Source organism: Arthrobacter sp. D3-16, from assembly GCF_054408515.1.
Genome location: NZ_CP096437.1, coordinates 1,127,232 through 1,145,076, shown reverse-complemented (window position 1 = coordinate 1,145,076; position 17,845 = coordinate 1,127,232). Strand labels below are relative to the sequence as shown.

Annotated in this window: 15 protein-coding genes; 6 read left to right on the top strand and 9 right to left on the bottom strand. The window is 65.9% G+C overall.

From position 1 onward, the window contains the following. Positions 1–118: 118 nt before the first annotated feature. Complete coding sequence (locus tag M1D32_RS05500; protein ID WP_458781326.1) at positions 119–583, top strand: MarR family winged helix-turn-helix transcriptional regulator; 465 nt, start codon at positions 119–121, stop codon at positions 581–583. On the opposite strand, the gene menD is transcribed toward M1D32_RS05500, so the two are convergent. The 3 genes from menD to M1D32_RS05485 form a co-directional block, all read right to left on the bottom strand. Continuing rightward, positions 580–2,379 carry a 2-succinyl-5-enolpyruvyl-6-hydroxy-3-cyclohexene-1-carboxylic-acid synthase gene (menD, locus tag M1D32_RS05495; RefSeq protein ID WP_458781325.1) on the bottom strand — a complete coding sequence of 600 codons (1,800 nt, stop codon included), beginning with the start codon at positions 2,377–2,379 and terminating at the stop codon, positions 580–582. The genes M1D32_RS05500 and menD overlap by 4 nt on opposite strands. Positions 2,380–2,583: 204 nt before the next feature. Beyond that, positions 2,584–4,659 carry a PhoX family protein gene (locus M1D32_RS05490; RefSeq protein ID WP_458781324.1) on the bottom strand — a complete coding sequence of 692 codons (2,076 nt, stop codon included), beginning with the start codon at positions 4,657–4,659 and terminating at the stop codon, positions 2,584–2,586. Between the two features lie 220 nt (positions 4,660–4,879). After that, complete coding sequence (locus tag M1D32_RS05485; RefSeq protein ID WP_458781323.1) at positions 4,880–5,881, bottom strand: o-succinylbenzoate synthase; 1,002 nt, start codon at positions 5,879–5,881, stop codon at positions 4,880–4,882. 69 nt (positions 5,882–5,950) lie between these two features. On the opposite strand from M1D32_RS05485, the gene M1D32_RS05480 reads away from it, so the two are divergent. The 3 genes from M1D32_RS05480 to M1D32_RS05470 all read left to right on the top strand — a co-directional run bounded on the left by M1D32_RS05480 (position 5,951) and on the right by M1D32_RS05470 (position 7,791). Continuing rightward, complete coding sequence (locus tag M1D32_RS05480) at positions 5,951–6,292, top strand: ArsR/SmtB family transcription factor (RefSeq protein ID WP_458781322.1); 342 nt, start codon at positions 5,951–5,953, stop codon at positions 6,290–6,292. An 11-nt stretch (positions 6,293–6,303) separates the two neighbouring features. Next, complete coding sequence (locus M1D32_RS05475) at positions 6,304–6,804, top strand: SRPBCC family protein (protein WP_458781321.1); 501 nt, start codon at positions 6,304–6,306, stop codon at positions 6,802–6,804. A gap of 81 nt (positions 6,805–6,885) precedes the next feature. Beyond that, positions 6,886–7,791, top strand: coding sequence for a phosphatase PAP2 family protein (locus tag M1D32_RS05470; protein WP_458781320.1), 906 nt, complete (start codon positions 6,886–6,888; stop codon positions 7,789–7,791). A 104-nt stretch (positions 7,792–7,895) separates the two neighbouring features. On the opposite strand, the gene M1D32_RS05465 is transcribed toward M1D32_RS05470, so the two are convergent. The 6 genes from M1D32_RS05465 to M1D32_RS05440 all read right to left on the bottom strand — a co-directional run bounded on the left by M1D32_RS05465 (position 7,896) and on the right by M1D32_RS05440 (position 15,722). Next, complete coding sequence (locus M1D32_RS05465; RefSeq protein WP_458781319.1) at positions 7,896–9,290, bottom strand: M20/M25/M40 family metallo-hydrolase; 1,395 nt, start codon at positions 9,288–9,290, stop codon at positions 7,896–7,898. A gap of 3 nt (positions 9,291–9,293) precedes the next feature. Next, positions 9,294–11,072: an N-acetylglutaminylglutamine amidotransferase gene (locus tag M1D32_RS05460; protein WP_458781318.1), complete on the bottom strand. Its 1,779-nt coding sequence runs from the start codon at positions 11,070–11,072 to the stop codon at positions 9,294–9,296. Positions 11,073–11,095: 23 nt separating this feature from the next. Then, positions 11,096–12,574 carry an aminotransferase class I/II-fold pyridoxal phosphate-dependent enzyme gene (locus M1D32_RS05455; protein WP_458781317.1) on the bottom strand — a complete coding sequence of 493 codons (1,479 nt, stop codon included), beginning with the start codon at positions 12,572–12,574 and terminating at the stop codon, positions 11,096–11,098. A 20-nt stretch (positions 12,575–12,594) separates the two neighbouring features. Further along, positions 12,595–13,728, bottom strand: coding sequence for a glutamate--cysteine ligase (locus tag M1D32_RS05450; RefSeq protein WP_458781316.1), 1,134 nt, complete (start codon positions 13,726–13,728; stop codon positions 12,595–12,597). A gap of 267 nt (positions 13,729–13,995) precedes the next feature. Then, positions 13,996–14,814: a gamma-glutamyl-gamma-aminobutyrate hydrolase family protein gene (locus M1D32_RS05445; protein ID WP_458781315.1), complete on the bottom strand. Its 819-nt coding sequence runs from the start codon at positions 14,812–14,814 to the stop codon at positions 13,996–13,998. 107 nt (positions 14,815–14,921) lie between these two features. Further along, positions 14,922–15,722: a carbon-nitrogen hydrolase family protein gene (locus M1D32_RS05440; protein WP_458781314.1), complete on the bottom strand. Its 801-nt coding sequence runs from the start codon at positions 15,720–15,722 to the stop codon at positions 14,922–14,924. Positions 15,723–15,871: 149 nt separating this feature from the next. Here M1D32_RS05440 and M1D32_RS05435 point away from each other — a divergent pair, with 149 nt between their 5' ends. Beyond that, a complete protein-coding gene (locus M1D32_RS05435) occupies positions 15,872–16,285 on the top strand; it encodes a hypothetical protein (protein WP_458781313.1) in 414 nt (137 codons plus the stop codon). 99 nt (positions 16,286–16,384) lie between these two features. Then, positions 16,385–17,806, top strand: a complete 1,422-nt coding sequence (locus M1D32_RS05430) for a hypothetical protein (RefSeq protein WP_458781312.1) — start codon at positions 16,385–16,387, stop codon at positions 17,804–17,806. Positions 17,807–17,845: the final 39 nt, after the last annotated feature.

Below are 17,845 nucleotides of genomic sequence, written 5' to 3'. Positions count from 1 at the left end.
GTTCCTTAAGGGCTTGGCCCGCTTCCCCCGTGCCGGGTTATTGCTGATGTATCAACAACTTTGCCCCTGTTATGCTGACATGTCAACAACTATTCGGGCTCTACGGATTGGATGCACGTTGCCTAAGAGTCGCGGCCTTACCACGGACGAAGAGGAGGTGTGGTTCGCCTACATCCTGTTTACCCGGCAACTGGCAGCCGGGATGGAGAGGCAGCTGGCGGGAAGCGGCGTATCAGGTGCCGACTACCAAATGCTCGCTCCCCTTGCCGAAGCCGGCGCCGCCGGAATGCGGGCCCGGGACCTCGGACACAGTGCCGGCTGGGACCGCAGCCGGCTTGCCCATCAGCTGCGTCGGATGGAGGAACGAGGCCTCGTCAGCCGGGAGCAGGCGCCCGATGACGCCCGCGGGGTGGTCATCCATTTGACTGCAGCGGGGCGGGCAGCACTGCGTGCGGCGTCGCCGGGGCACCTGGAGTGGGTCCGGGAGAACTTCCTCGACCTGTTGACGCCTGCGGAACGGAAAATGTTGGTTGAAGTCTCCGAGCGGGTTATGGCGAAACTTGAGCCGGAGTCCGGCTCCTAGCGCGCCAGCACTCCCCCTACAGCTGCCGCGACGCTCTCTTTGATCCGGCTGTGCAGGGCGCGCAGGCCGTGCCGGTCCGTGCGGACTTCGATGATGCTGCGGCCCTCGATCGGCTGCGCGAGCGCCTCGGCGAGTGCCGCCGTCGTACTTACCGAGCAATGCCCGACGCCGTACGCTGCAGCCAGTGCCGCGATGTCCGCTGTGTGGGGGGTGCCGAAGAGGCGCTCGACGGCGTCACCATATGTTCCCGCCTCACGCACCGCGCCGTGCTCCAGCAGGTCGAAGATGGCCCCACCGGCGTCGTTGAGCACAACGATCCGCAGCTGTGGCTCCTCCTCCCCGGTGCCCAGGAGCAGGCCGCCGGCGTCGTGCAGGAAGGTGACGTCGCCCAGCAGGACGGTGGTTTCCTGCCGCCCGCCGAGCGCAATGCCGGTGGCCGTGGAGATGGTGCCGTCGATCCCGGCGAGGCCGCGATTGGCATAAACCGTGGCGGCAGGTTCAGGAGCGGGAAGGCCAGCCAGGTCCACGTCGCGGATTCCGTTGGAGGAGCCGAGCAGCAACTGGCCACGGGCGTGTTCCCACACCAGCGAGCCGACGGCCGGACCGGTGGCCGGAGTTTCCTCAATGAGGATACGGTCCAGCGCGTGCTGCGCGGCCGATCCGGCAAGCAGCCAGGTATCCAACCATGTAGACGGGCCCCGGCCGGCGAAATCTGCCAAGTCCGCAAGGCTTTCCAAGGGCAGTTCCGTGCGCCGGCCAGGCTCGTACCAGGCCACCGGGACCGGCTGGTAGAGAGCGGTTTGAACGTCTCGGCGGGCCAGCAGGGCTGCGACCGGCCGGGACAGCGTGGGCCGGCCGAACAGGACCACCCGCTCAATCGGCGTTGCTGCCTCTGGGCCGAAGTGCTCCAGCAACAGGCGGTATGGTCCCACGGCATTCGGCCCAAAGCGGGCGTTGGAGGACGGCTCAGCCAGCAGCGGCAGGCCGTGCGCGCGGGCGAAGGCTTCGGCGACCGGGCCGGCGTCGTGCCCTGCGAGTACCACCGTGCGGCGTTCGGGCAGGTTCTCGGATGCCGGCGGCAGGTTCATCACGAGCGGCTCGCCGGCCAGCCGGTATCGCGGCCGTTCTGCCGCCGCCGGCAACTTCGCCCCGGCCTCGGGAACCAGCGGATCGCGGAACGCCAGGTTGAGCTGGACCGGGCCGGGGGCCAGGTCAGGGAACGCACCGGTGGCCGCCGACAGGCCGGTCCGGATGGCACGTTCAGGGTCGCTACCTGCGGGGATGTCGACGGCGAAGCGCACCTGTTCGCCGAAGATGTCGGGCTGGATGGTGGTCTGGTTGGCGCCAGTGCCGCGCAGCTCGTCCGGCCGGTCAGCGGACAGGACGATGAGCGGGACGGCCGCATGGTTTGCCTCCATCACCGCCGGGAGGAGATTTCCGACGGCGGTCCCGGACGTCGTGAGGACGGCGGCCGGCGAGCCGGTGGACAGGGCCAGGCCCAGCGCCGTGAAGCCGGCGGAACGCTCGTCGATGCGGACCAGCAGCTCCACCTTGCCCTCCGCCGATGCCTCGGCCAGTGCGTAGGCCATGGGAGCGGACCGGGAACCGGGCGACACCACCACGTGCTGCACACCGCCGTCGGCCAGGACCCCGACAGCGATCCGCGCCGCCGCCACAGCACTGAGAGAAGGCCCGGCACCGGAAGCGCCTGCTGGGTAAGTCTCTGCGGGGGAAGAGTCTGTAGAGGATGCGTCTTGGTGCGAAGCGTCGGGGGCGGAATCGTTGGGCGAAGTCACCAAACCAGTTTGCCACCCCAAACGCGCCATCACCTTCCGGGTCAAAACCCGAAACGCTCTCTCACTCCCTGCCCCCCAAACGCCAAACGCTCTCTCACTTGATGCGCCTTAAGCCGGAACGCTCTATCACTCTCCTGGAGAGAGGGATAGAGCGTTCCGGATTTTCCCGCGTTAAGTGAGAGAGCGTCAAGGGCGGGAGGGGACCTAGGCGTCGGTACGGAACACCTGGATTACGGACGGGCGCGGCGCACGTGCGTGACCGGGAGCCGGCGTCGTGCCTGCCGCAACGTAGTCAGGGAAGAAGGAGACCTGCTTTTCGAAGGTACCGTCCTCGCCCGGGTGCTGCACGGCGACAAACACGGTGCGCTCCTCGTCGTGGATGATGGGGCCACAGGTTTCGCCGTCGCGCGGGACGGCGAGGAACTGCTCAACCTTGCCGCGCTCGGCGCCGTCCAAAGTCACCTTGAACAGGCCGTCCGCCCGGCCGATGCCCGAGGGGGCACCGTCGGTGGAGATCCAGAGGTTGCCCACGGAGTCGAACGCGAGGTTATCCGGGCAGGAGATGGGTGAGACCTGGTCCACCGGGAAGCCGGAGAAGTAGGTGACGTCGCCCTGGGCCGGATCGCCGCAGACCATGAGCAGGTTCCAGGTGAAGGTGGTGGAGGTCTGGTCCCCGGTTTCGGTGATTTCCACGATGTGGCCGTCGCGGTTCTGGTTGCGGGGGTTGACCTCGGTGGCGCCTTCGTTAGACCCGACACCGCGGTTGGAGTTGTTGGTGCAGGCCACGTAAACCTTGCCGGTGTGCAGGCTGGGCTCAACGTCCTCGCAACGGTCCATCTTGGTGGGGCCAACCTTGTCGGCGGCCAGGCGGGTGTACACCAACACTTCCTCAACGGACATCCCGGGAACTGCGGACTTGCCATCAACCACCAGCGGGAGCCACTCGCCGATGCCGTCGAAGGCGCCGTCTGAGGGAACAGCACCAGTTCCGGTGATGTCCACGGCCGGTGAGTTGCCGGTGAACCGGGCCACGTAGAGGCTGCCGGCGGACAGCAGGGTCATGTTGTGCGCCCGGTCGCCTTCGCGGTACTTGTCCTTGGAGACGAACTTGTAGAGGTAGTCGAAGCGCTCGTCGTCGCCGGAGTAGGCCACGACATGTCCGGACTTGGCGATGATGACGTTGGCGCCCTCATGCTTGAAGCGGCCCAGCATGGAGTGCTTCTTCGGGGTGGAGTTGGGGTCGAAGGGGTCGACTTCCACGATCCAGCCGAAGCGGTTGGCCTCGTTCTCGTAGCCGGCCTTGCGGGTGTCCCAGCGGTCCTCGTCCAGTTCCCACTGGCGGGCGGTGGGCTTGGATGTGATGCCGTAGCGCTTGTCGCCGGCAGAGGTGCCGTTGCCAACGAAGTAGCCCTGGAAGTTTTCCTCGCCGGACAGGATGGTGCCCCACGGGGTGGTGCCGCCGGCGCAGTTGCCGAGAGTTCCCTTGATGAAGCGGCCGGCCGGGTCTTGAACGGTTTTGGTCAGTGAAGATCCGGCAGCCGGACCCGTCAGTTCGTAGACGGTGTTGTTCAGGAAGCGTCGGTTCAGCGGCGCGCCCTTGACGTAGGTCCACGGCTTGTTCTTGTTCTTGCGCTCCAACTCCACCACTGTGAGCCCGTGTGCGGCTGCCCCCACAGCACGCATCTGGTCCGCAGGCATGGTGGCCGGGAACATGATGTTCTCGTTGGTGTATTCGTGGTTGGCGAACAGCACGGCGCGGCGGCCTTTGCTGCCCGGGATCTCCAGGATGTCGGTGTAGTCGTTGTTGTAGCCGAACTGCCCTTCCTGGGCTGCGGCGGTCTGGTTATTCAGGTCGAACTCCGGAGCGCCGTTGAAGATGGGGTCACCCCAGCGGATGACTGGCTGCCAGGTAAAGCCCTGCGGAACGGTAACAGCGTCCACCATGGCGTCTATCGAGGGGATGGCAGTGAACTGCAGCTTGGACCTGCCGAAGCCTTCCTTGGCAGCCTTTGAGAGGCCGGCAGCGCTGGCGGATTCAGGCGAAGTGACGGCACTGCCCAGTACGACGGCGAGCGCACCGGCGGCGCCGAAGCCCAGGGCGGCGCGGCGGGACATGGTTGCGGAGGCGATGTCCCGGAAGTAGCTGTTGGAGCTGGTGTTGCAGACGTCGCCGGCGCAGGCGTTGTCACACTTCAGCGCGCAGGTGACGGCACTGCGCTTGCCCTTGGTATGGCCGAGCATCGGCAGCAGGGTGAACTTGCGGGCAGTCGTTTCAGACATGGGGGCCTTCCAAGGTATTTCTATGAGGTCCCGCCCACCCTGTCAGCCGGTTTCTACGGGCAGTAGTCAGCAAGGTGAAGTTCCGGTTAACCGCTGGTGACCTGCAAGGATGTGACGGAGCGTCAGCCCAAAAGGCCCCGAAAGTGAGAGAGCGCCAGCCAAAAAAGGCCCCGAAAGTGAGAGAGCGTCCGCCCAAAACGCCCCGAAAGTGAGAGAGCGTCTAGGCGGCGAGGAGGGCGTGGACGCGGCGGAGCCGGGCCAGCCACCAGTCCCGGCGCTCAGGGGCAGCTGCATACTGCTGGAGCAGCCCCGCGTCGGCGGTGACGTCGCGGAGGCGGATGGCGCCGTCGTCGGCCACCAGCGGATCCATGCTGATGTCCGTTTCGAACAGGGACACCGTCCCCAGCCCGCAGGCATAGGGAAGTTCCGGCAGCGCTGCCGCCAGGGCAAGGCCAGCGCGGATCCCCACCGAGGTGTCCAGCGCTGAGCTCACCACGGCGGGAAGCCCGGCCTGCGCCACAATGTCCAGTGCGCGCCGTACTCCCCCGAGCGGCGCCACCTTGACCACGATGAGGTCGGCTGCGCCGGCACGCGCCACCCGCAGGGGGTCTGATTCCTTACGGACACTCTCGTCCGCCGCGATCAGCACGGGCGTTCCGGCAGCCCGGAGCGCACGGCGCACCTCAGCCAGGCCGTCAATTGTGGGCACGGGCTGTTCGGCATACTCCAGCCCGACCTCGGCCAGCCGCGTGAGCGCCTCCACAGCAGCCGGAACATCCCAGCCTCCATTGGCATCCACGCGGATTGCCGCAGCCGGCAGGACGGAGCGGACAGCAGCGAGGCGGGCGGCGTCGTCGTCGAGGGTCTGGCCACGCTCGGCAACCTTGACCTTCACGGCGTCCACCCTGCCAAAGCGCGCCAAAACCTCCGGCACCCTGCCGGCGGGGACGGCCGGAACGGTGGCGTTGACGGGAATGACCGAACGCAGAGGTGCAGGGAAGCCCACCCAGGCGGCCTCGATTGCGGCGGCAAGCCATCTGGAGGCCTCGGCGTCGCCGTACTCGGGGAACGGGCAGAACTCACCCCAGCCGGCGGGGCCCCGCAGCAGCATGGTCTCGCGTTCCGTGATGCCGCGGAACTTTACCCGCATGGGCAGTCCCACCACGTGTGCACCGGCCAGCAGTTCCTCCAGGGCAGGCAGGGGGCTCGGGTCCGTGGGCATGGACCCACTGTACAAGCGGGGACGGCAAACCCTTCCAATACATATCTATATCGATATATGATGAGCGGTATGGCACGGGCAGCGACGACTACGGACGCTTTCAACGCGGTAGCTGAGCCCCGCCGTCGGGATATCCTGGACGCCCTCACGCAGGGTGAGCGCCCGGTGAACGAACTGGTGGAACTCCTTGGCCTGGCCCAGCCCCAGGTCTCGCGGCACTTGCGGGTGCTGCGGGAGGTGGGCGCGGTGGTCGTGCGGGATGAGGGCCGGCAGCGGCTGTACCGGCTCAACCCCCAGGCGCTCAAGCCCATCCATGACTGGGTCTCCAGTTACCAGCATCTCTGGGACGAGCGCTTCGAACTGCTGGAAGACGTGCTCGCCGACCTCAAACAGGAAGACACGCAAAGCTAAGGATCAGGGCAATGACACAGACAAGCACCATGGACGTGACCTTTCCCAGCGACCGGGAAATCCTCATCACCCGGACCGTCAACGCGCCCCGGCACCTCGTGTACAGGGCGTGGACCACACCCGATCTGGTCAAGCGCTGGTGGCCCGGCCGGCGGGGCGAGATGAAAGTGGTGGAGATGGACTTCCGGGTAGGCGGGGCCTGGCGCTATGTGATGGTGGCGCACGGTGAATTCGAGGTTGCCTTCCACGGGACGTACCGCGAGATCGTGGCCAGTGAGCGGATTGTGCACACGGAGGTCATGGAAACGCCCGATGCGGCGCCGGACAGCGAGGAAGGGGCCGTGGTCAACACCGTTACCTTCAGCGATGCCGACGGCGGCGCCACCCTTGTCAGCATCCGCACCGATGCGGGCAGCAAGGAAGTCCGTGACCTGATTGCGCAGTCCGGCATGGAGGGCGGCGTGCGCGAGCAGTTCGAACTCATCGAGGAACTTGCCCGGAACCTGAGGTAAGTGCCGCCGGGCCCGGCTCACCCCGCGGCACTGCCCGGCACATGCGGCGGGACCCCAGCTTTCTGTGACAACCTTAAAGCGATGACTTCGCAACGGCAGGCACAGACCAGGACCCCAGCACGCCCGGCTCCGGGATCGGGTTTCTTTTTCGTGCTCGCCACGCTGGCCTGCGTTGCGGGGCTGATTGCCACCTACTACTACTTCGTCCAGACCACCACGGGCCAGTTCATCGACGAGTCTGCGCTGGTGGAGGCCGTCGATATCCACGGGCCGGCGGGCAAGGCGACCACCAGGTTCCTGGACCTGCTGCCCACCATCTCCCTGGTGATGGCCGCCGTCGTGGTGCTCTTTGTCACGGTGATCCGGAAGCACTGGACGGAAGCGGGCATTGCGGTGGTTGCCTGCATAGGCGCGAATATTGCCACGCAGGTCCTCAAGGATGTGCTGCCGGCCCGGCCGGACAAGGGCGTGGTGACGCTGGAGCTGAATTCGCTGCCGTCCGGGCACACTACCCTGGCGGCGTCGGCGGCGGCCGCGGTGTTCCTGATGGCCTCGCCGCGCTGGCGCCCGATGGCCGGGTTTGTGGGAGGGACGTTCGCGATTGCCTCGGGCGTGTCCACGCTGATTAACCAGTGGCACCGGCCGGCTGACGTGGTGGCGGCGTTCCTTCTGGTAGGCGCGTTTATGATTCCCGCGGGCTGGCTGATCATCCGCCGCGGGGCCTGGAATGCGTGGGACGGCTTCGGCGGGCACATCGGGTCGGCCCGGATCTGGCTGACGCTGCCCGTGCTGATCGGGCTGGCGTCGGCTGCGGTGGCGATGTATTCGCTGGCCCGGATCGCGCCGAGTCCCTGGCAGGAAGCCAGCACCACCAACTATTTCTGGGCCGGGATCTCCCTGATCGTGATCGCCGGGTATCTGGCCACCGTTGCCACCACCGCCCTGTTCGCGTACGCCGCACGACGCCGTGGCTCACCCAGGCGCTGACCGCATCTCCCTCCCCGGATGGCCCAAGTGACTCGCACTTAACGTCGCGAAAACACGAAATGGGGACGTTAAATGCGAGCTAGTTGGGTGGGGAACAGGGGAGGTTAGCCCGGGGAATTAAGGCGGGCAATCAGCAGAGCCTCGGCGACGATGGCGTTCTCGAAGTCGCCCAGGTGGATCGACTCGTTGGCCCCGTGGGCGCGGGAATCCGGATCCTCCGCCCCGATGATGAGCACCTCAGCCCGCGGATACAGCTTGGTCAGGATGTTGACGGCGGGAATGGAACCGCCAACCCCCATGCAGACCGCCGGCACTTTCCAGGTGTCCTCCATCGCCGAGAGCATGGTGCGGGCAGCGGGTGAGGCAGCGTCACCGGCAAAGCCCTCAGTCCGGCCCGCGGGCGTAAACGTCACGTCGGCGCCGAAGGGCGTGTGCACCTCCACGTGCCGCCGGACGGCGTCCATGGCCGCGGCGGTATCGCTCTCCGGGGCCAGGCTGAGGCTGAACTTCGCCCGTGCCACCGGCTGCAGCGTGTCCGAGGACAGGGCAACCGACGGCACGTCCATCCCGATGACCGCCAGCGCCGGCTTGGTCCACAGCCGCGATGTCAGCGAGCCCGAGCCAGCCAGGGACACGCGTGGCCGGACGCCGGAATCTGCCCGGAACTCCTCTTCGTCCATCGAAGGCCCCGGCATATCCGAGGCGATAAGCCCCTCCACGGCCACGCTGCCGTCGTCGTGATGCAGCGTGGCAATCAGGCGCGAGAGCACGGTGACGGCGTCCAGTAAAGGACCCCCATAGGTGCCCGAGTGCAGGGCGTGGTCCAGCACCCGCACCTCGATGGTGCCCAGGATCAGTCCGCGGAGGCTGGTGGTCAGGGCCGGGACACCTACCTTCCAGTTTCCAGAGTCGGCAACCACCAGGACGTCGGCGCTGAGCAGGTCGCCGTGCTGCTGGAGCAGCAGCGGCAGGCTGGGCGAACCGGCCTCCTCCTCACCGTCGATGAATATGGTGACGCCGAGTTCCAGATCGTCCCCCAGGACGCGCAGCACGCTGCGGAAGGCGGCCAGGTGCAGCATCACCCCGGCTTTGTTGTCCGCCACTCCCCTGCCCCACAGCCGGCCGTCCCGCTCCACCGCTTCGAACGGTGGGCTCTCCCAAAGGGTGATGTCCCCGGCCGGCTGGACGTCGTAGTGCGCGTACAGCAGGAGCGTTGGCTTGCCGTTCCGGGCAGGCCTCCGTCCCACCACTGCCGGCGCTCCCGGTGCGCCGTCCGGCCGCGGCGCCTGCAAAATGTCGACGTCGGTGATCCCGGCTTCCTGGAGCAGGCCAGCCACATGCCGGGCTGCCTTATCCAGCTCGGAGGGGTCGAAGGAGTCCCAGGCCATGGCTGGTATGCGGACCAGGTCCGACAGTTGGCGGACGGCGGAGGTGAAGTCCGCCGTGACGGCCTGGCGCAGCCCGGGCAACAGGGAGGTGGACGTGTCCGGCAGGCTCAATGATCAGCCCACCCCGTGGTGCTGGAGCCACATCTCCAGCAGCGCCAACTGCCAGAGGACGTTGCTGTTAACGGCGGTCCGTTGCGTGTTGGGGTCCGCCAGGAGGCCATCGATGTAGGCCGGCTGGAAGAGTCCCCGCTGTTTGGACTCCGGTGCATGGAGCGCCTCGCGGACGATGGAGATGAACGGTTCCTCCAGGTGCCGGAGGGCAGGGACCGGGAAGTATCCCTTGGGCCGGTCCACCACGGCTTTGGGCAGCAGCTGCCGGCCCAGGTCCTTCAGAATGCCTTTTCCGCCCTGGGATGCCTTCAGTTCCGGCGGGCAGGACGCGGCGAGCTCCACCAGCTCATGGTCCAGGAACGGTACCCGGGCCTCGATGCCCCAGGCCATGCTCATGTTGTCCAGCCGTTTGACGGGGTCGTCCACCATCAGCAGGTGGGTGTCCAGCCGGAGCACCGCGTCCAGGGCGGTGTCCGCGCCGGGGGCATCCAGGTTGGCGGCCAGGACCCGGCGGCTCACATCGGTGGCGCAGTACCACTCGGGCTCCAGGATGTTCAGGAGTTCCTCGTGGCTGTGATCCACAAAACTTGAGGTGAACGTGGACAGCGCCTCCGAACGGCCCACCGAAGCAAGCGGCTGGTGGTACCCGTACCCACCAAAGACCTCATCGGCGCCCTGGCCGCACTGCACCACCTTCAGATGCTCGGCAACAGTCCGGGAGAGCAGGTGGAACGCCGTCACGTCGTGGCTGGCCATCGGTTCGGACATCGCCCCCACGGCCCCATCGATGGACGGCGCGAACTCGGAAGTGCTGATGTGCAACTGCTCATGCCGCGTACCGAACTCCCGCGCAACGAGGTCCGAGTAGGCGAACTCGTTTCCGGAGTCCCCGCCGGCGCCGTCAAACCCGATGCTGAACGTGGACAGCCCATGCTGGCCCTCCTCGGCGAGCAGGGCAACCAGGAGGCTGGAATCCAGGCCCCCGGAGAGGAGGACGCCCACCGGCACGTCGGCCACCATCCGGCGTCGTACTGCCGTTTGGAGGGAACCACGGACGGCTTCCTGCCAGTCCGCCGCGGACCAGTCCGCGTGCTCCGAGCGGCGCGAGTAGTCAGGTTTCCAGTACTCGCGGTCATGCCAGGTTCCGTCGGCCCGGATGGTCCGGATGGTTGCCGCCGGCAGCTTCTGGACGCCGCGCAGGATGCTCCGCGGTGCGGGGACAATCGAGTGCCAGCTCAGGTAATGGTGCAAGGCCGTCTCGTCAATGGACGTATCCATCCCGCCGGAAGCCACCAGCGCCGGCAGGCTTGAAGCGAAGCGCAGCCTTCCCGGGAGCTGGGAGACGTACACCGGCTTGATGCCCAGCCTGTCCCTGACCAGCAGGACTTCCTGCCGTTGCGGGTCGTAGAGAGCCACCGCGAACATCCCCACGAGGTGGTGGACAAAGTCGTCGCCCCACTTCCGGTAGGCCTTCAGGATCACCTCGGTGTCGCTGTTGGACCGGAAGGTGAACTCCGGTTCCAGTTCCCGGCGCAGTTCCTTGTAGTTGTAGATGCAGCCGTTGAACGTGACGGCCAGGCCGCCGTCGTCCAGCATCGGCTGCGCCCCTGCCTCGGAAAGGTCAATGATGCTGAGGCGCTGATGCCCCAATGCCACCCAGCCCGACTCCCAGGTCCCCCGCCCGTCAGGCCCCCGCGACGTCATTGCCCCCATCATCTTTAGAACCGACTCTTGGGAGGCCTTCCTCCCGTTGAAGGCGATTTCGCCGGCTATTCCGCACATGGTGCTGTCCTCGTTCCTTGCCTTTACTGCGATCTGTGTGGTTCTTCACGAACCACCCTGATGGTCTTGAGCGTTGGGTCGGCGGGATCCGGCAGGACCATGCCTGCCTCAACCCCGCTGCGAAGGTAATCCATGGCCGCTTTGTTGATCCGTTCGCCGGGCAGCAGGAGGGGAATGCCGGGCGGATAGGGTGTGGCCATTTCGGCTGCGATGCGGCCGGGTGCCTCTTCGCACGGAATCACTTCCACAGGCCCAAAGAACGCGTCCCGGGGCAGCATCACCGTCTCCAGGTAGAGGTCCTCCTCGTCCGGGATGACGACGGCGGGTGGCCGGGGCAGGTCCGGGGCGGCTTGGGTGAGTGCGCGGAGTCCGTCCAGGAGCCGGTTGGCTGTCTCCTGGTCATCGGCCACGGAAATCACGGCTTCGGTCCGCCGGTGGTCCGTGGTGCCCATGTCGATGCGCCAGTTCTCACGCAGCCAGTCCGTGGCCTGGAACCCGCTGATACCAAGGTTGGAAACGTCGATCATGATGTGCTGGATATCCAGGTCGTGGGACGCCTCGGCGTGGACCAGTTCGTCTTCGAGGACGTGCAGTCCGGGGAGCGCCTCGATGTCCCGCCGGAGTCCCTTCGTCAATTCCAGGGCCTTCTCGATCATGGCTTTGCCCTCCTGGACCATCTGCCGGCGCCAGCCGTCCATCGCCGCGTACAGGAGCGTGTTGGCGCTGGTGGTGGACAGGACATCGGCGCACTGGTTCAGGCGGACCGGATCCACGAGGTTTCCCTGGAGGTGGAAGATGGAGCCCTGTTCAAAGCCCATCCCCATTTTGTGCACGCTGACCACGCAGATGTCCGCCCCCGCAGACATGGCCCAGGTGGGCGTGTCCGGGTGGAATGGAAGCTGCGCGCCCCACGCCTCGTCAACGATCAGCGGCTTGCCGCGTTTGTGGCAGATCTCGGCAATGGCCTCAATGTCGGCACAGGTGCCGTACGGCGTGGGGCTGACGATCAGGGCGGCAGAGGCGTCCGGATACCGCTGCCACATCTCCTCCACCGTTTCGGGTGACGGCGGGTGGCTCAGCTTCAATTCGTTGTCCCACCGCGGTTTGATCCACCGCGGCTGCAGCCCGGACAGCACCAGCCCGGAGACTACCGATTTGTGGGAGTCACGGCTGATGAGGAGCTCGCCCTCGCCGCGGGTCACCGCCAGTATTGCCGCCTTGATGGACAAGGAACTGCCGCAGGTGGTGAAGAACGCCATGTCCGCGCCCACGGCTTCGGCCATCAGCTGCTCTGCCTTGGACAGGTAGCCGTTGGAGGACTGCCGGTCGTCGAGTCCTGAGGAGGCAACGACGTCGGACTTGAAGCTCTGTTCGCCCAATACCTCAAGCACCCTCGGGTCAGCGCCGCGGCCCTGCCGATGGGCAGGAGGAGTGAAGCCGTACCTTTCCAGTTTCTGGTGTTCTGCCAGCGCCTCGAGCACCGGCGCCTCATTCTGGTCCATTTGCCCTCCCGGTTCCTTGCCTAGAAACTCTGGTCGCCCGCCAGCAGCGGCGCATCAATCAACTGCCGCAGCGCTGTTGCCGGCAGGCTGCTGGCGTGGACGGCGTCTGCAATGACGTCGCAAAGGCTGCCCGCTTTGGCGTAGGCCTCCCGCTGCCTTGCAGCGCCGGTGCCCCTGGTCAGGACCTGGAACAGCAGGGATTCCACCACGTCGAACTCGCCCTGTTCCTTGAGCACCGGCTGGATGAAGTCCAGCAGGGACATGACCACTTCGAAGGCGGCGCGGGGCTGGCCTGTCAGCGGATCCACCAGCTCACCGTCGAGCCCGAAACGGCCCGCCTGCCAGGAGGCGAGTCGAAGCTGCACTGCAGAGGCAGGCACCGGGGGGACCCCGGCGCGCCACTGCCGGGCCGCGGTCTCCGCCAGGCCGCGCACCAGGGCGGCGAGCAGGACGGCGTCGTCGGCAAACAGGCACACGTCCGCTACCCGGATTTCCACGGTGGGGTGGTGGTGGCTAAGCCTGGCGTCGAGGTAGATCTGTGCCAGGTCCATGGGGACTCCCGAGCGGAGCATTTCCTGGAGGTGGGCGTGGTAGCCCTCAGCGGAGCCAAAGATCTCGCTGGGACCGGCAGTGGGCCACCTGTTCCAGGCCTGGGAGCGGTAGCTTGCGTAGCCGGTGTCCGCACCGTTGCAGAACGGGGAATTCGCTGTGAGTGCCATCAGGACCGGGAGCCAGATCCGGATCCGGTCCAGGATGGCAACGCCTTCCTCGTCCGAGTCGATCTCCACGTGGACGTGGCACCCGCACGTCAGCTGCTCCACCGCAGTCACGCCAAACTTCTGCATCATCCGCTCGATACGCTCACCGGGCGCGGCGGTGGAAGCCACCGGGAAAGGGGACGTGGCCAGGGCAACGGAGCGTGCTCCCACTGCGCGGGCGGTGGAATCGGCACTCACCCGGCGGGCCGTGATGTCCTGCGCCAGCTCGTCAAGGCTGATCCTTGGCAGCGTGCAGGCCTCGATCTGTTCCTGCTTCATTTCACTGCTGAGCCCGTCATCGTCACTGAGACGGTCCAGCAGTTCGCCCAGTGGCACGGCACGGCCGCTTTCATTGTCGACGATGAGGAACTCTTCCTCCACACCCAGGCGGCGCATCAGCGCTGCCCCTTTGGGCCGGCATCTCCCCTACGTGGGACTTGTCCGCGGGCAGGAGGAAAAACGTTACGCAAACCAGCCATTTATGACTCCCTGGATAGAACCATGAAGCGTTGGCTTAACCTCAGTGTTGAAACATACTAAGCATGCTTATTTCCCGTCCGCAAGGCGGAATGCATGAAAACGCCCGGAAACAAGGCGCATTCCGCGGCTGTTTCGGGGCGTTTCATTGGGTTATTCAGGAGCTCTTGCGCCAGGCTGTTTTGCTCAGACGAGTGGCGGCCCCGCGAGGCTGGCATTGATCTCCGCGGTGACCGGCGACGTCGGCGTGGCAGGCAGGAGGCGCGACAGGAACTTCCCCCGGGCTGCTTCGACGAAACCCCGGAAAAGGCCGAAGTCTTCGGGCAGTTCCTCGGGGTGCCATTGGATGCCCATCGTGAAGGTGTTGGCGGGGTATTCGATGGCTTCCACCACTTGGTCCTCGCTCCAGGCTGCAGCAATAAGGCCCTCGCCGAGCTTGTCCACCGCCTGGTGGTGGGACACCGGCACTGGTCCGGGGTTCGCGCCGATCAGCTGCTCGAGCCGGGAGCCGGGCTTGATCTCCACCGGGATCCTGTTGAAGTTGTAGCCGCCGGGCTGGTACTGGCCGTTCCCGATGACGTCGGGCAGGTGCTGGTGGAGGCTCCCGCCAAGCGTAACGTTCAGCAACTGCTCCCCCCGGCAGATGCACAGCAGCGGAACGTCCTGGCGAATTGCTTCCTGGATCAGGGCCTGTTCCCAGGCATCACGCTCCGGCCGGGGGGCATCCGTCTCCGGGTGTGCTTCCTGGCCATAGAGGGCCGGGTCCACGTCCCAGCCGCCCGGAACCACCAGGCCATCGAGCCTGCCCACCAGCAATTCGATCATGCCTGCCATGACGGGATGGGGAGGCAGCAGGATGGGTACTCCGCCTGCGGCGATGATGGGGTTCAGGTATGTCTCAGGCAGGAACGCTGCCCTGACCGTGCCGCAACCGTCGGTCCCAGCCTGCTCCAGGTACGTGGTGAGTCCGATGATGGGTTTCATCGCGGCGTCGGTGGTCTGCACAGTGGTCCTTCCGGGAAAATTCTCTGCCTTCAATTTTATGGCCGCGGAAGGCACTGAATGTTTCGTGGAGGTCAAATGCAGGTGTCAAGAAGGTCACACTTCCGGGGTTACCCAAGGTCCCGGGGTACCACCGTGAAGCGGCGGTTGCGCAGGGACGGCACGCGGGTCCTGACCGCCGCGATCCGTTCAGGTTCGAGCTCGGCAAAAATGACTCCGGGTGCCTCGCCGGCATTGGCGATCACCACCCCGAAGGGATCAACCACCATGGAGTAAGCAGTAGCCAGCGGCCCGCACTGGTTGGCCGCCACCACGTAGCTGGTGTTCTCGATGGCACGGGCACGCACCAAGGTGTTGAAGTGGTCTTCTTTACCCGGGCCGACGATCCACATGGCCGGCAGCAGCAGGACGTTCGCGCCGGCATCCACCAGATAGCGGGCGCTCTCCGGAAACCTGAGGTCGTAGCAGGTCAGCATCCCCAGGCGCAGCTGCCCGAAGGAGAGCAGATAAGGGTCGGCGATGGTGCCCTGGCTTGTTCCGTCGCTTTCACGGTAGCCAAAGGCATCGTAAAGGTGCACCTTGCGGTACGTCCCCTGGACTTCGCCCTCCGGGCCAAGAGCCACCAACGTGTTGAAGGGAAGGCCGTTGGGGTTGGCCTCGGCGGTTCCTACCACCACGGGCAGGTGGAGCCCTCTTGCAAGCGCTGCGATCCCGCTGATGAACGGACCGTCCAGGGGCTCTGCCACTTCCGCGAGGACGCTGGGCGGTTCGGTGCCGGCGTACAGGCTGGACTCGGGAAGCACCAGCAGGTCGGCGTTATGCAGCGCGGCAGTTTCCATCAGCTGTTGTATCTGCACCAGGTTCCGCTGTGGTTCCCTGCCGGCGCTGAACTGCCCGGACGCAATCCTCACTTCGGCCTCCTGCCACCGTGAACGCCCCCTCACAAAGGTTCGCACAACACGGTCTGCGCGAACAGCCCCGGCGGCACCTCCGCGGCCAGGCTCCCTGCTGACCTGCGCAAACGTCGGGGAACACTTGTCAAAACCTTGACGATTTACCCATGAGTAATTTGAGTTGCCTCCGCCTACTGGACGGCGACCGGGACGGCAACGCCACAACCACGGCCGGCACCTCATCGAACTTCACCATCGCCAGTTCAGTTGCCGGTGACCCGCTCTCCCCCAATGGCCCCATCCAGACCGCTACCTTCACGGTGACGAACCCGGGAACGGGCGTCCAGAAGCTGACCAACGTTGTTGTAACTGTCGCCGGCACTAATGGTGCGGCGTGGACTGCTGTCTCCGGGTGCTCCGCCGATGACTTTGTTGTGGGTAAGCCCAACTTCACCACTACCGGGATCGAAGCTGGTAAGTCGGTAACCGGCACAGTGACGCTTCAGATGGTCGACCGCCCCGGCGTCAACCAGGACGGCTGCAAGGGCGCTGCCGTGCCCCTGCACTTCGCGGCCAGCTGAAGAGGGCAGGAATCACCTTCCTGGAGCAATCCCTCAGCTTCATAGCCCCATGGTCAGCCCGCCTAAACGCTGTCAAGCCCGATTTTCCGGAAGGTCCCCGTGCCCACCAACTCCAGCTCCCCCGAAGCCACCCCCCGGCTTCGGCGGGAGCTGGTTTGGCTTAACGGGGTTTTGCGGGGCGGGGTACTGGCCGTCGTGGTCCTGCTCATTGCCGCTTTCGCAGGCGCTGTTCCAGCATCAGCACACTGGCGGGCTGCTGGATCCGGAAGTACGACGGCGTCAGTCGCCACGCTGCTTCCGCCCACCAACTTTTCGGTCCCGGCGAGCAGCAACTCAAACGTTGCCGTGAGCTGGACCCGGTCCGCCGGCGCTGTGGTCCCGACCGGCTACTACGTCACCCGGATCACCGGTTCCACAGCCGTGGCCGCTTGCGGCTCCAGCCCGGCCGCTCCGATCGCAGGCATGACCTGCACGGACACATCAGTCCCGGAAGGCACGCACAGTTACCAGGTAACGGCCGCGCACCGTTCCTGGACAGCAGCAGGCCCCGTCAGCGGAACCGTAGCGGTGACCAGCCTTCGTGACCTCTCCTTCGACTCGCAGCCGTCCGTTACCGTGACCGCCGGCTCACCGGTCATGTCTTTCAGCGTGCAATTACGGACCATCTTCGGGCTTGAGGTGCGGGAACGCGGAGTCCCGGTCACCATCAGCCTTGGCGCCAATCCGGCTGCCGGGACGCTTTACGGAACGGTAAGCGCCATCACCGATGCGTGGGGCGCAGCCACGTTCAGCGGCCTCTCAATCAACAAGGCGGGTGCGGACTACACGCTGACCGCTTCCAGCCCTGGTTACGCCGGCGCCGCCAGCAGCACGTTCACGGTGGTTCCGGCCGCAGCGAGCAAGCTGATAGTCACCAGCGGCGCCACGCTTACCGGTCCGGCCTCAAGTGCCGCAACCCTTGGCCCGGTGACGCTTCAACGCCAGGACGCTTACGGCAATGCCGTTACTGCCGGAACTTTTAGCGTCTCGCTCGCCACCAGCTCCGCCGGAGCCACCATCTTTGCTGCCACGGCGAACGGTGCGAAGGCCTCCACGGTGACCATCCCCGCCGGGTCCTCGTCGGCGTCGTTCTTTTATGGGGACACCAAAGCCGGCACCGCAACCATCACTGCAGCTTCACTGGGTCTGGCCGCTCCCGCACCGGTCACCGCGACCATCACGGCCGCAGCACCGGGCCGGCTTAAGTTCGACGCCGTTCCAACCGTCGTTTCCAAGAACACACCCATCACCCCGCCGGTGACCGTCCATGTCCTGGACGCCTTCGGCAACCCCGCTGATAGCTCAGCGCAGGTCATGCTCCAGTCCAACTGCAGCATCAAGGGCACGCTCACGCGGGCAGCAGCATCAGGCGCCGCCGCTTTCCCCGACCTCGAAATCGCCGGAAAAGCTTCTGGCTGCGTCCTGACGGCCAGTAGCGGTACGCTCGCCACGGACACCAGCAACCCCTTCAACGCGGACTAGCAACGCAGACTAGGATCGCTAAGACCAGGCGGAAGAAGG